Here is a 12,943-nt window from a genome sequence, read left to right on the forward strand (position 1 = left end):
ATTTTCTTTAAGAAGGTATGGCGTAAAGTTAAGTTAGAAACTTCCTTAAATTAAAAAAACTAATATTTTTAAAGGCTTTGACTTTTAAATTAGGATTAAAATAGTTCTATTTGAATTATAAATCTTACCCACACCTAAGTGGAAATCTAAATTCGATATGAAAGTTCCTGGCAGAAGAAGTTTTATTCAAAAAGCATCAATGGGTACTTTGATGGCTTTAAGTATCCCTCAGCTAATACTTACCGCATTTGCGGAAGATGACGCAAAAAACAAGAAAATACCACTAGCAAAAAACGAGGTAATTTTGTTTCAGGGCGATTCTATTACTGATGCAGGAAGATCAAAAGAAAACTCAAAGATAAATGACCCAAGAGCACTTGGTAACGGTTACGCTTACTTGGCCACTGCCGATCTTCTGAATGATAATCCTCAAAAGCAGTTAAAGATATACAACAGGGGAATCAGCGGTAATAAAGTATATCAACTTTCTGAGCGATGGGATAATGATACCCTTAAGCTAGAACCAACTGTACTAAGTATTTTAATAGGAGTTAATGATTTCTGGCACATGAAGAAGCATGGCTATGCGGGAACTATTGAAACTTACAAGAAGGACTATATAAGTTTGTTGGATAAAACTAAGCAGAAGTTTCCTGAGTTGAAACTGATCATTGGAGAACCCTTTGCTATTATCGGTTCTGCTGTTGACGCCAGTTGGTTTCCTGCATTTGAAGAATACCAGGAAGCGGCAAGGGAGATAGCTAATACCTATAACGCGGCATTTATTCCATATCAACGCATCTTTGATCAAGCTTTGAAGTTGGCTCCCGGAGAATATTGGGCACCTGATGGTGTTCACCCTAGTATTGCAGGGGCACGGTTAATGGCTTCGGCATGGCTCGAAACTATTAAAGGTTAATGTAAAAAAAGAAGGAAGCCCCCGGGGCTTCCTTCTTTTTTTAAAAGGAGTTCAAAGACTCTTTCAGGTCTTTAACAGATGATTGACTAGTAGATGAAGAAGTGGATAAGACAGATGAAGCTTTAACGTTCTTTCCATAGAAAGCGCTGTTAAACTCTTTGTCTACGTCGAGCACAGTACCATTTAAGGTTATACCTGCAAACAAACCTTTACTGCGTGAATAAGAGTAAACCTCCGCATCAAGCTTTGCATCGGTGCTAGCTGTGGCATTACGCCCAACCGGTCCTGCCGCTACTGAAGCATCTCCTCCAAGACTAAATTTTCTTTGCCCGATGTTAGCAAGGGTAGATCTGTTCTTGAAAACAAGTACTAAATCAACAGCCTGAACTCCAGCCTGGAACCCTATGCTTCCACCTGTTAAGGTAACAAATAAAGGATCGCTCCAGTTGCCATCGGCGTTTTTAACCATCGCCACACCTTTTCCTCTTTTGCCACCAATTCCCAGGCCGGCATTAATCATACTCGGGATGATTACAATCCCCTGTGCTTGCTGTAGCAACTGCTCGGGAATAGTTTCTTTCATGTTCTTAAATTCATTCAGAATCTCAGTCGACTTCTGAATTTTCTCTTGCTGTTTAGTTTGGGCACTGGCCGGCACTACAAGAGCCAAAACGCATAGAAATGCACTTACTCTCTTTAACAATTGTCTTTTCATAGCTATTTCTATTGATGTAAAGGTTTAACTGATTAAAAAATGAGAGGTTTTGATAAAATTGCTTTTTACCTTAAACAAGCAATCATGCCATGTACAATTCCTTAACTTTGTGAAGATGAATTCGAATGCCGGGAGATATAGCGAACTGATTAAAGACGAAGCAAAAAGGCTTGGATTTATGTTCTGCGGCATCTCAAAGGCAGAGTTTCTGGAAGAGGAAGCGCCCCGTCTTGAAACATGGCTCAAGAATGACCACCATGGCAAAATGGGGTATATGGAAAACCATTTTGATAAAAGGCTTGATCCTACTAAATTAGTTGAAGGAGCTAAGTCTGTTATTTCCCTGGGATATAACTATTTCACCCCTAGCCTTCAGAAAGATGCTGATGCTCCTAAAATATCAAAATACGCCTATGGCACCGATTATCACTTCGTAATAAGGGAGAAGCTTAAAGAGCTTTTATTCACCATCAATGAGAAAATAGGTGGAGTTGGGGGACGAGCTTTTGTTGATTCTGCACCGGTTCTTGATAAAGCCTGGGCTAAAAAAAGCGGACTTGGCTGGACAGGAAAAAACTCAAACCTGATCAATAAAAACAGAGGTTCTTTCTTTTTCCTGGCAGAGTTGATTATTGATATCGAGCTGGCCTATGATATCCCTTCAACTAAGGATTATTGCGGTACTTGTACGCGATGCATTGACGCCTGCCCCACTGATGCGATCGTTTCACCATACATTGTAAACGGTAGCCGTTGCATTTCCTATCTGACTATAGAATTGAAAGATGAGATTCCCTCCGAGTTTAAGGGCAAGATGGACAACTGGATGTTCGGCTGCGATATTTGTCAGGACGTGTGCCCCTGGAACAGATTTTCAATCCTTCACAATGAACCTGCATTCAATCCCCATCCCGAGCTGCCCGATATGAGCAAGCGGGACTGGGAAGAAATTACAGAGGAAGTGTTTGCCAGAGTATTTAAAAATTCAGCTGTAAAGAGAACCAAGTTTTCCGGGCTAAAAAGAAATATTAGTTTCTTGCAAGAAGCGCCCGCCAACCCCACAGGAGAAAAGCTTTTATAAAAACTACCGTCTCCCCTGCGCATCATTTGTCGTCCATTACTGGTTCCTGATCCACCGCCCGGAAAACTTGCCCATGTTTGCATTTCCCGGAGTCCCAGATCTATCGCCTCTGTTTCCAGCACCGGAATTTCCCTGGATTCCACCCGCCGAAAAGCCGCCTGCGCTATTATTTCCACCTCCGGTAACTCCTGCGCCACTTGTTCCAGCAACTCCTATTACTGTATTACTAACTCCTGTACTTGCTGTAAGCAACCTGTTACCGCTCATTCGTTGTCCCCATAAACCAGTTTCCAATCGTTCATTACTTCCAATCCCCCCATTGATCCTAGCCATGTTTCCAACAGACCGATTGGCTTTAGTAGTAAGGTTTAGCACCTTTTGAGGCTCACCATCCTTTATACCAGTCCTTGCTGCCTGATCGCCATAATCATTGACGAACTGTGCTTTTTCAATGATCTCTGCTCGCAGGTTCTGTATAGCATCGGCAACATCACCACCAGAATAATCTTTACCATTGGCTAGCTGCCAACTTCCCTTGAAGGAGGTTTTGGTAGAATAAAAAACCCGTAAGAACGTTCTAACACTTCTTACGGGCCACATATATTTTTAATTTAATTTACTTCCCAAATTTCTGCTTCAGCAGATCGAGCATATCATTAGTAATAGGCTCGGATTTCTCCGGTTTCCTATTATTTGCGTTATACTCCTTTTTCTGGAAACTCGGCTTCTGCCCCTGATACTGGGGCTTATTCTGCTGCACTTTCTCTACAGAAACAGTACGGGTTGTTTCCTGCTTTACAAGCACTTTTTTACTATTCCAACGAACCCAAATCTTCTCCAGGCACCTTTTTGTATACAAGGGGAAATCTCCCTGTTGCATCCAGGAATAGTAACTGGGTTCCAAGGTAAACACCTCCTCTACGCACTTGCCTTTGTGTTTACCAAAGTTGAAAACCTCAATTCCATTTTCATCAAAAACCATCCTTCCTGCAAAATCTACAGGGCGACTTAAATTAGTGAATTCATGAAGGGCATCAATATCATTCTGCACCGGCTTTGATCTATTACCTTTTTTATCTTCCCATTCAGTATCCTGATATTTCTCTAATTGAGCCAGTAATACTTCATAAGTGGCACGGATATCAGCCTCAGCAGAGTGCGCATTCTCGATCTGCTTTCCGCAGTAAAATTTATAAGCAGCTTTTAATGTACGCTGCTCCATTTGATGGAAAATATTTTGAACGTCAACGAACTTGCGATCTTCCAGTTCAAAAGCTACTCCAGCTCTCAGGAATTCTTCCATCAACATTGGAATATCAAACTTATTCGAATTATACCCGGCAAGATCGCAGTCAATCAGAAAGTCCGCAAATTCCTGTCCGATTTGTTTAAAGGTAGGCTCATCTTTAACGTCTTCATCGTAGATACCATGAATTAAAGATGTTTCAAAGGGAATAGGCATTTCCGGATTGATCCTTGATACTTTCATTTCCTGAGATCCGTCAGGAAGAACTTTCAGGACTGCAATCTCCACAATGCGATCCACACCAAGATTAGTACCTGTAGCCTCAAGATCAAAGAAGGCAAGAGGTCGTTTTAAATTGAGCTTCATGTAATTTCAAAGGTCGCAAAATCATTTTAGAAAAGAATTAAAATTTCTATAAGCTTTTATAAAATTATATTATTGTATTGAGTTTAGGCAAAAACCTTATCACATGAAAAAGACAATAATTCTGGGCCTGCTAGCCCTTTCTTCTTTTCACCTAAAAGCCCAAGAAGATTTCCAATTTGGTAAACCCTCTTCAGCAGAATTTGAGTTGAAAAAGTATGCTCAAGACACTACGGCAAATGCAGTAGTTCTAAGAGAATTTGGAACGGCATACATTAGTAGTAGTAACTCGAACCTTATTTTCAATTACCATGTACGCATGAAGATCTTTAACAGCAAGGCCTTCGATAAGGGCCAGATAGCTGTAATGATAAGGAATCAGGGAGGTGATGCTTTTGAGACCATGAGAGACATAAAAGGGGTTACTTTTTATCCTGATGAAAATGGACTGATGCGACAGAGTGAGCTTGATGCCAAACAAATTTTTAAACAAACAAAAGCTACAAAATTTAGTGACCTGGTAAAATTCGCATTGCCAAATATCCGGCCCGGAAGCATCATTGAGTATTCTTACCAGATAGAGTCTCCCTTTATTCATAACTTCCGGACCTGGGAGTTTCAGGACGATATTCCAAAGATCTATTCTGAATTTTCTCCAAGGATACCCGGCAACTACAACTACAATGTGTCCTTACGCGGGCCTTTTAAGTTGAGTAAAAACAAGGGGGAGGTTGAAAAAGAATGTTATTCGCCCGGGGGAGGATTTAAGGTCGATTGCTCAAAAATGATCTATGCCATGGAAAATATTCCGGCATTTAAGGAGGAGGCCTTTATGACCTCTCCAAATAATTTTAAAGCAGCAATGTATTATGAGCTCTCAGATTATACAAATTTCCATGGCGTTAAAACGAATTATACCAAGGATTGGAAGGATATTGACCATGAGCTAAAGATCTATGAGAGATTTGGGTTGCAGTTAAAAAAGAAAGAGTTTTTCAAAGATAAGTTACCAACTACCCTTCTAACTATGACAGATTCGCTTGAAAAAGCAAAGGGAATCTATCACTTCATGCAGAGCTGGTTTCGCTGGAATGGATTTAAGGGGAAGTATACAGATGAGGGACTAAAGAAGGCATTTGAAGGACATGCCGGTAATGTTGGAGATATTAATCTCTCGTTGGTGGCTGCTATGAACTGTGCAGGACTTAATGCTGAAGCTGTGATGTTGTCTACTCGTGAGAACGGCCTGGTAAATAATCTTTTTCCTGTTGAAAGCGATTTTGATTATGTGATCTGTAAATTCAACATTGCCGGAACCCATTATTTGCTCGACGCGACGGATCAGCTTCTGCCATTCGGCTTACTTCCGCTGCGGTGCATCAATGACAGAGGCAGAGTTATGCCACTTAATAAGCCGTCGTACTGGATTGATTTAAAAGCCTCGCAAAAACAAAGCAAAACAGTTAGCCTAAGGTTAGATCTAAATGAAAATGGAAAAGCAAAGGGAACTCTTTCAATTTTTTCTGCCGGTTATGAAGCTTACGATAAGCGTAGAAAGATCAAAAAATACAACTCGACAGATGATTACGTAGAAAACCTTGATGAGAGCCTTCAGAAAATCAAGATATTAAAACAGGATATCAAGAACCTCGACACCATTGATCAATCCTTATCTGAATCTTATGATATCGAAGTTGATATCGCCGACAAAGTATCTAAAGATCGCTTGATCCTTAATCCTTGTTTCCTTGACCGGGTGTCTGAAAATCCATTTAAACTTGAAGAACGGAACTACCCTATTGACCAGGGGGCACCTTCAGAAACGAGAATTGTTGTCGAAATCAACTATCCTGATAACTTCGAGATCATTAACAAGCCCTCGAATGTCGGTTTGGCTTTGCCCAATAACGGGGGTAAATTTATATCAAGCATCGCAGTAGAAGGTAATACCCTTACTTTTATGAACCACAACTTGTTAACCAAGGCTATTTATAGTCCAGAGGAATACCCTTATCTTAAGGAGCTATACAATAAAATTATTCAATCACAGCAAATTGACCTGGTATTCAAGAAGAAATAATGAAACTGGAGACTACTTTACTCGCCCTTTTACTTCTTGCCTTAAAATCCTTTTCGCAATCCAACTATGCTGTTAGTTCTATACCCAAGAACCTGTTGGTAAAAGCAGGTGCGGTAGTGAGAACTTACGAAGAGGAAATCAGAGTGAACGATTTGACGGATGTAATTTATCACACCAGGTTTGCAGTTACTATTTTAAATGAGTCTGGGAACAGCCAGGGACGAATGAGATTTTATTATGATAAAGTAAGTCAGATAAAATCTATCAAGGGAGTAATTTACAACGAATTCGGATTAACAATTGCAAAGTTTGGGGAGAAGAACTTTCAGGATCAGAGCATTACGGATTATTCACTTTACATGGACGACAGAGTAAAATACTATAATCCTGCAATGACCACCTACCCCTATACCATTGAATACGAGGTCGAAATCAAGACTAAACAAAGCTTATATTTTCCAAGTTGGATTCCTGTTAACTCTACTGCAGTATCTGTAGAAAAAAGCAGTCTTAAGTTCATCTGCCCCAACAATTTCAGGCTGCGCTTCAAAGAATACTCCTTCTCAGGAAAACGTGCTGAAACTACAGAGGGCAGCAATAAAATATTTAACTGGGAAATCAACAACCTTCCAGCATTAAGAGATGAACCCTACAGTCCCGGTTACGACAAGTTTCTACCGATGGTGAAGCTGGCGCCAGAAAGCTTTGCTTACAAAGGCATTAAAGGAAGCTTTAGTAATTGGAGCGATTACGGAAAATGGATGAGTGAAACCTTGTTGAAAGGAAGAGATGTTTTGACAGATCAAACACGTCAGGAAATTTTAGAATTGACTAAAAGTACTGCATCGCCGAAAGAAAAAGCAAAGCTGATCTATGAATACATGCAGAAGAAAACCCGGTATATAAGTGTTCAGATAGGAATCGGTGGATACCAGCCCTATCCCGCTGCGGATGTAGACAGGCTCGGATATGGTGACTGTAAGGGTCTTGTGAATTACACAAAAGCTTTATTAAATATTGTGGGAATCGAATCTTATTATTGTGTTGTGTACGCTGGTTCTTTCAGGCGGAACATCGAGGATTCGTTTACCAGCATAAACCAAGGCAACCATGTTATCCTGTGCTTGCCCTTTAAAAGCGACACCACCTGGCTTGAGTGTACAAGTCAGCGTTCTCCATTTGGCTTCCTTGGTGATTTTACTGATGACCGGACAGTGCTGGCGTGTACACCAGAAGGCGGAAAACTGCTGCGAACACCAAAATTCCAATCAAATGAAAGTGCGCAAATAAGAAAGGCAGAGATATCTATTTCAGCGGATGGGGCAGCAACAGGACAGATCACTACGCGGTTTTCGGGGGCTCAATATGACAACCACGACGAGTTGTTTAATGAACCCTATGAAGAACAGGTAAAAAAAACAGGAGATTTGTATCCCAAGCTAACATTTCAAACCACCCAGCTTAAGTATAAGAAGTTTGCCGACCCCAAACCATTCACATCGGAAACTCTCTCCTTTGTTTCCAATAATTACTGCTCAACTGTTGATGGAAAGCTCCTACTTCCAATTAATAAGCTAAATGTTTTCGAACGTGTCCCAAAGGAGATAAGAAATCGTACAAACCCAGTATATATTAACCGGAGCTGGTATGACGAAGATTTAATCACCTTTAACTTACCTGAAGACTATACAACAAATCTTCCTTCGGAAAAGAGAACTGTTGACAAACCTTTCGGTAAATATACCTGCGAAATTACTTATTCCGGAAATAAAATTATTTACAAACGGACTATGCAGTTGAATGATGGAATTTATCCCCCGGAGCAATACCCTGATCTGGTTGATTTCTTCCAGGAAATTCATGAGTTGGATAATGGGATAATAACTCTTAATAAAAAAAAGTAAAAGCCATCGGACGTAACTGATTTTCTATTCCACGTCCGAGTGCTTTTTTGTATAAGCTTTAAATGCCTTACTAACGGTTTCTTCAAGTTGGGATATATTGAATGGCTTTTGCAAAATAAAATCAGCTCCAGCCTCTTTTGCCAATTCATCTATATCGCTATTGGCTGTAAAATATATAACTGGGATCTCCCTATATGCAGGATCGTTTTTTATCTGCTGAGTTGCCACAATTCCTCCCTCATCCGGAATTTTATTATCCATAAATATAACCGAGGGATTTATTGAAGAAACTTTTTCTATAATATTATTGCAATCGGGAAGAGTATAAACTTCCCAATCGGCATCAGTTAGTACTAATGCAACTATTTCTGAGACAGTTATATCGTCATCGCATACCAAAACGCGTTTCATGTTCTTTGTTCGTGTAAAATTTAAACGTATTAATACCCAAGTGGTTTTTAGCTATATCTGAAATAACCCTTTGACTTTTCAACATCAAACCCGTTATAAACACATCCCACCTACTTCCACTTATTATTATCAAATATTAAGCCCTATTTTCGAGAGCAATACTATTTTACCAATTTTCAGCTTTTTAATTAAACAAAACATTAAGCGAATATTGTTATAAATTCGCGGCACATTTATAAAGTCTACAGGGCAATACAGCGCAACAATAATTATGTATTCAATCTCTCAACTTCAAGACCTGGTCAATAAACATATTGCTGAAAAAGAATATCCAAACAACCCTTCTGAACTCTATGAACCTATCAGGTACATAATGTCATTAGGAGGAAAGCGACTAAGACCAGCACTTTTATTGATGGCATGCAATCTTTTTGATGGCAGTGTATTAAAGGCGCTAGACCCCGCCCTGGCTATAGAAGTGTTTCATAATTTCACTCTCATGCATGATGATATTATGGACAAAGCACCATTAAGACGCGGAAAACCTACTGTTCACGCAAAATGGAACGAGAGTATTGCAATCCTGTCTGGGGATGTAATGCTGGTTAAGGCCTATGAATTGATTATGAGTGTTAATGATTCTGTCCTACGTGATGTTCTTCGCGTTTTTAATGAAACGGCTACAGGTGTATGCGAAGGCCAACAAATAGACATGAATTTTGAGGCTTTGGACGGCGTTACTATCGCTGAATACCTCGAAATGATCCGTTTAAAAACAGCTGTATTACTTGCCGGTAGCTTAGAAATCGGTGCCTTAATAGGCAACGCACCTAAAGATCAAGCCCAGCTTTTATATCAATTCGGAGAGAACTTGGGATTAGCTTTTCAATTACAAGATGACATCCTCGACGTTTACGGGGATCCTCACAAATTTGGTAAACAAGTCGGCGGCGATATCCTTTCCAACAAGAAAACGTTTCTCTTGATCAAAGCTCTTGAACTGGCTGAAAATCTTGAAGAAGAGGAGTTGAATTACTGGTTGAACGCTGAAGATTTTGACGCAGACACAAAAGTAAGGGCAGTGACTGATATTTATAATCAATTGGGAGTTCGCCAGCTGGCTGAGGAGCAAATGAATGATTTTGCAGAAAAAGCGCTTTCTGCCCTGGCCTGTGTAGAGGCAAGCAGCGAGAAAAAGGACCAACTTAAAACCTTTGCAGAAGAATTATTGGTAAGAGAAAACTAGAAACAAGTAAGAGTTGAGCCCTTATCGGGATTCTTTTTCATTTTCCCCTAATTCCTCTAAAGCTATTTGCAGTGCGGTTGCTGAGATCTGAATTTCCCGAAAGCAATAAGCAAGCGCTAATAACAGCATAAGTAAGCTTATGCTGAAACTTATTTTTGCAGCCAGGAACCAGTCGGCAAACAAGCATAACATACAAATAGAACAAAATAAAAGGCAGCAAACACCGAAAGCCTGCATATTCCTGATTAAAAAAATACGCTGCCTAAGGTTTTCCATTTCCTTCAATAAGTCTGGCTGCTGCTCCTCCTGGAATTTATTCTTTAAGGCTCTAACAAGGCCCCCTAGATGGAGCAACTTAACTGTATAAGCCAAAAGAATTAATGACGTTGCCGGAAAAAGAATAGCAGGGGTAGTGACTGTAAAGGTCATTCTAGTTTTGTTTTTCTTTCGACTCCATCATCAGCTCCTCAAGGTCACTTAGTTCAATTTCCAAAGCTCTCACTGAGATTTGAATTTCCCTAAGGGAAATAAAAAGGGAGATCATTAAAAGAAGCAAACTTGTACCAAAAATATACTTGGCGATCAATTGCTCTCCGTTGTATAATAGCCACATCGTTAAAACGCACATAAAAAAACTAAGGATGGCACAAGCCTGCATGTTCCGGATCTGAAGGATCCTTGTTCGCAGATTAGAGATTTGACCAAGCAAGTTAGGATTTAAACTTTCTTTGTATTGGCTCTTTAAATTTCGCACCAGACCAGCAAGAGCGAGAAATCGATTTGTGTAGGCAAGCAGCAAAAGAGAAATAGCGGGAAAAAGAAGAGCAGGGGTTGTAAGGGTCAATTCCATCAGAATCCTTTATAATAGGGGTTAAATGTACATCTTCTTATGCACTTATAAGCCCGGTGCCAATTACCCTGCAAATATTTATTACGCAGGAATGATCCAAACATTGGAAGGTGCTAAACAATATTCTTTATTTTAGTGACGATTAAACAATATGTCCGAGTCATCCATTCATTCAGCTAAAGTAGTAGCGTCAGCAGTTGCTTCCCATTTTGAAAATCACTTTGCTGCGATTGCAGGAAATGAAATTGACGCTTTCTTACAACAGCCAGATATTAAAACTATCGAGGCGATTATCAATGCTGGTTTTTGGTCGAGCCTTCGCCGGGAAGAAGGACGTTCACCTAAAATCTCCCTTGCATTTTTACCTCCGGCTGAATGTGAAAATCCTTTACTTTTCGGAAGAAGACTACCCTTAAGTCCGAAGATCCTTACAAAAATTGCTCCGGGCGTTGAGAGAAGCGGAATTCATCTTGGAGTTTGGCGCGACTCAGAGGAGCTGTATATTTGGGGTACAACCAAGTCTGTTCCGCCATTTTGCTTTATCCTTGAAGTCGTAGAGCCGGGCTTATTGGTAGTAAAACATAGACGGACCCAGGGATTTGGAAAATTTGTGAATGTGGCTATATTGGATGGAGACCAGGTAAAGATCGTGTTGGATGAAACATCCACAATACCTGACTGCCCAGATTTACTTACCAATATGATGGGCTTAAATTCTACTTCATCCTGGAACACCTCTATTAACGTTCTGGTGCAAATGGCGGCCTCTATGAGAGCTCACGGTCGTGGTGGAGCACTGCTAGTTGTTCCCAAGAATACAGATGATTGGAAGAAATCTATTGTTCAACCTATCACCTACCCGGTTGCTCCTTCTTTTAACGGCCTTGCCTATTTACTTCAACAAAGCAAACAGGAAAAACTTGACGTGTCATGGCAAACTGCATTAAACAGGGAAGTTGATCATATTGCAGGCTTGTCAGCCGTAGATGGAGCCACCATTATTACACAGGACTGTGAACTGATGGCTTTTGGAGCAAAAATACACCGGGCATCTGGAAGTGAACAAATTGAAAAGATCATCCTGACAGAGCCTGTAGTTGGAAACAAAGCAATGGTAGTACATCCTTCACTTACAGGGGGAACACGACATCTTTCCGCAGCCCAATTTGTGCACGATCAAAAAGGTTCTTTGGCTCTGGTTGCTTCTCAGGATGGTCGCTTTACCATTTTTGCATGGTCTCCATGTGAGGGAATGGTCCATGCTCACCGGGTAGATTCCTTACTCCTCTAGGATAAGAAAGAAGTTACAACAATTAGCAAAACGACTTGTTAGAGGTTCATTACTTAGAACTTACAACATGTTAGATAACCTGAATTACAACAGTCGGCTTGAACAATTGGATGGGGCAGCCCTTTCCACCGTCGACTTTCCGACCGATATTCGTAACCGCAGCGTTAGAAATGGAAACGGTGAGGAAATTGGAAAAATAACCGACCTCCTGTACGACGTGCAATCAAAAAAGGTAAGGTATGTAATTATAAATGTTACCTCCAGTAACCGAGAAATTGATAGACAAATTCTGGCACCCATTGGAGTAATTGGAATTGACAATCCTGAGTATGTATTGATTTCCTCTTTAAATACGTCTTTTATAGAGCACCTTCCAGATTATATTAAGGGCCAGGTGAATCCGGGAGTGGAAAATATGGTACGTCTTGCTTATCTTGAAGAGCAAAAAGAAGAGGAAAACACTCCGATAACAGGCCATCCGGAAACCATCGATCCCGAGAGTTTCTACAGCAACAAACTCTTCAGCACTAGTCACCTTTTTAATTTCATAAGCTCATCTGATTCTGTAAAAAAAGTGCAGGCAGTGTTTGATGATGGTCTTGAAGCCGAGTCGGCAATAACTGAACTACTGGCAGTTGGATTTAATGCGGATGATGTTGAATTATCATCCACTGCGGCTGGAACAAGTACTGGTGCTGATGAGATAGAGACACCAACTGTTGCAAATGGAGGTTCCCTTATCAGTATTAGAATTAACAGCACGAACGAGGCTTTGAAAGCTTCGGAAATATTGAACAAGAATGGCGCTGTTTCTATTTTTGAGAACGAAAACTAGCT

At 40.4% G+C, this 12,943-nt stretch carries 13 protein-coding genes; 7 read left to right on the top strand and 6 right to left on the bottom strand.

Going from position 1 to position 12,943, the window contains the following annotated elements:
• The first annotated feature begins 157 nt into the window (after positions 1-157).
• Positions 158-919 (top strand): SGNH/GDSL hydrolase family protein, encoded by a 762-nt coding sequence (locus J4N25_RS04550; RefSeq protein WP_207420958.1) that lies wholly within the window; start codon positions 158-160, stop codon positions 917-919.
• Between the two features lie 40 nt (positions 920-959).
• On the opposite strand, the gene J4N25_RS04555 is transcribed toward J4N25_RS04550, so the two are convergent.
• Positions 960-1,634 carry a lipid-binding SYLF domain-containing protein gene (locus J4N25_RS04555; RefSeq protein ID WP_207420959.1) on the bottom strand — a complete coding sequence of 225 codons (675 nt, stop codon included), beginning with the start codon at positions 1,632-1,634 and terminating at the stop codon, positions 960-962.
• A gap of 115 nt (positions 1,635-1,749) precedes the next feature.
• Here J4N25_RS04555 and queG point away from each other — a divergent pair, with 115 nt between their 5' ends.
• Entirely contained in the window at positions 1,750-2,715 is a 966-nt protein-coding gene (queG, locus tag J4N25_RS04560; RefSeq protein WP_207420960.1) for a tRNA epoxyqueuosine(34) reductase QueG, read from the top strand.
• Between the two features lie 36 nt (positions 2,716-2,751).
• On the opposite strand, the gene J4N25_RS04565 is transcribed toward queG, so the two are convergent.
• Both J4N25_RS04565 and J4N25_RS04570 read right to left on the bottom strand, forming a co-directional pair.
• Positions 2,752-3,315: a hypothetical protein gene (locus J4N25_RS04565; protein ID WP_207420961.1), complete on the bottom strand. Its 564-nt coding sequence runs from the start codon at positions 3,313-3,315 to the stop codon at positions 2,752-2,754.
• Between the two features lie 16 nt (positions 3,316-3,331).
• Positions 3,332-4,327, bottom strand: a complete 996-nt coding sequence (locus tag J4N25_RS04570; RefSeq protein ID WP_207420962.1) for a 3'-5' exonuclease — start codon at positions 4,325-4,327, stop codon at positions 3,332-3,334.
• A gap of 103 nt (positions 4,328-4,430) precedes the next feature.
• Here J4N25_RS04570 and J4N25_RS04575 point away from each other — a divergent pair, with 103 nt between their 5' ends.
• Both J4N25_RS04575 and J4N25_RS04580 read left to right on the top strand, forming a co-directional pair.
• On the top strand, positions 4,431-6,404 hold the full coding sequence (locus J4N25_RS04575) for a DUF3858 domain-containing protein (protein WP_207420963.1): 1,974 nt from the start codon (positions 4,431-4,433) through the stop codon (positions 6,402-6,404).
• On the top strand, positions 6,404-8,308 hold the full coding sequence (locus tag J4N25_RS04580) for a DUF3858 domain-containing protein (protein WP_207420964.1): 1,905 nt from the start codon (positions 6,404-6,406) through the stop codon (positions 8,306-8,308). Before J4N25_RS04575 ends, J4N25_RS04580 begins: the two co-directional genes overlap by 1 nt.
• Before the next feature lie 24 nt (positions 8,309-8,332).
• Here the strand turns inward: J4N25_RS04580 and J4N25_RS04585 are convergent, their stop codons facing one another.
• Entirely contained in the window at positions 8,333-8,719 is a 387-nt protein-coding gene (locus J4N25_RS04585; RefSeq protein WP_207420965.1) for a response regulator, read from the bottom strand.
• 271 nt (positions 8,720-8,990) lie between these two features.
• Between J4N25_RS04585 and J4N25_RS04590 the strand changes: the two genes are divergently transcribed.
• A complete protein-coding gene (locus tag J4N25_RS04590) occupies positions 8,991-9,965 on the top strand; it encodes a polyprenyl synthetase family protein (RefSeq protein WP_207420966.1) in 975 nt (324 codons plus the stop codon).
• A gap of 21 nt (positions 9,966-9,986) precedes the next feature.
• On the opposite strand, the gene J4N25_RS04595 is transcribed toward J4N25_RS04590, so the two are convergent.
• Entirely contained in the window at positions 9,987-10,394 is a 408-nt protein-coding gene (locus J4N25_RS04595) for a DUF2721 domain-containing protein (RefSeq protein WP_207420967.1), read from the bottom strand.
• A gap of 1 nt (position 10,395) precedes the next feature.
• Positions 10,396-10,815 (bottom strand): DUF2721 domain-containing protein, encoded by a 420-nt coding sequence (locus J4N25_RS04600; RefSeq protein ID WP_207420968.1) that lies wholly within the window; start codon positions 10,813-10,815, stop codon positions 10,396-10,398.
• A 151-nt stretch (positions 10,816-10,966) separates the two neighbouring features.
• Here J4N25_RS04600 and J4N25_RS04605 point away from each other — a divergent pair, with 151 nt between their 5' ends.
• Positions 10,967-12,106 (top strand): putative sensor domain DACNV-containing protein, encoded by a 1,140-nt coding sequence (locus J4N25_RS04605; RefSeq protein WP_207420969.1) that lies wholly within the window; start codon positions 10,967-10,969, stop codon positions 12,104-12,106.
• A gap of 67 nt (positions 12,107-12,173) precedes the next feature.
• Positions 12,174-12,941 carry a PRC-barrel domain-containing protein gene (locus J4N25_RS04610; RefSeq protein ID WP_207420970.1) on the top strand — a complete coding sequence of 256 codons (768 nt, stop codon included), beginning with the start codon at positions 12,174-12,176 and terminating at the stop codon, positions 12,939-12,941.
• The last annotated feature ends 2 nt before the right edge of the window (positions 12,942-12,943 follow it).

This window comes from Desertivirga brevis (assembly GCF_017355835.1).

What these genes read in the sequence shown, in the direction of transcription:
- J4N25_RS04550 (WP_207420958.1), top strand. Translation starts at nt 158, where the DNA reads ATGAAAGTTCCTGGCAGAAGAAGTTTTATTCAAAAAGCATCAATGGGT.
- J4N25_RS04555 (WP_207420959.1), bottom strand. Translation starts at nt 1,634, where the DNA reads ATGAAAAGACAATTGTTAAAGAGAGTAAGTGCATTTCTATGCGTTTTG.
- queG (WP_207420960.1), top strand. Translation starts at nt 1,750, where the DNA reads ATGAATTCGAATGCCGGGAGATATAGCGAACTGATTAAAGACGAAGCA.
- J4N25_RS04565 (WP_207420961.1), bottom strand. Translation starts at nt 3,315, where the DNA reads ATGTGGCCCGTAAGAAGTGTTAGAACGTTCTTACGGGTTTTTTATTCT.
- J4N25_RS04570 (WP_207420962.1), bottom strand. Translation starts at nt 4,327, where the DNA reads ATGAAGCTCAATTTAAAACGACCTCTTGCCTTCTTTGATCTTGAGGCT.
- J4N25_RS04575 (WP_207420963.1), top strand. Translation starts at nt 4,431, where the DNA reads ATGAAAAAGACAATAATTCTGGGCCTGCTAGCCCTTTCTTCTTTTCAC.
- J4N25_RS04580 (WP_207420964.1), top strand. Translation starts at nt 6,404, where the DNA reads ATGAAACTGGAGACTACTTTACTCGCCCTTTTACTTCTTGCCTTAAAA.
- J4N25_RS04585 (WP_207420965.1), bottom strand. Translation starts at nt 8,719, where the DNA reads ATGAAACGCGTTTTGGTATGCGATGACGATATAACTGTCTCAGAAATA.
- J4N25_RS04590 (WP_207420966.1), top strand. Translation starts at nt 8,991, where the DNA reads ATGTATTCAATCTCTCAACTTCAAGACCTGGTCAATAAACATATTGCT.
- J4N25_RS04595 (WP_207420967.1), bottom strand. Translation starts at nt 10,394, where the DNA reads ATGACCTTTACAGTCACTACCCCTGCTATTCTTTTTCCGGCAACGTCA.
- J4N25_RS04600 (WP_207420968.1), bottom strand. Translation starts at nt 10,815, where the DNA reads ATGGAATTGACCCTTACAACCCCTGCTCTTCTTTTTCCCGCTATTTCT.
- J4N25_RS04605 (WP_207420969.1), top strand. Translation starts at nt 10,967, where the DNA reads ATGTCCGAGTCATCCATTCATTCAGCTAAAGTAGTAGCGTCAGCAGTT.
- J4N25_RS04610 (WP_207420970.1), top strand. Translation starts at nt 12,174, where the DNA reads ATGTTAGATAACCTGAATTACAACAGTCGGCTTGAACAATTGGATGGG.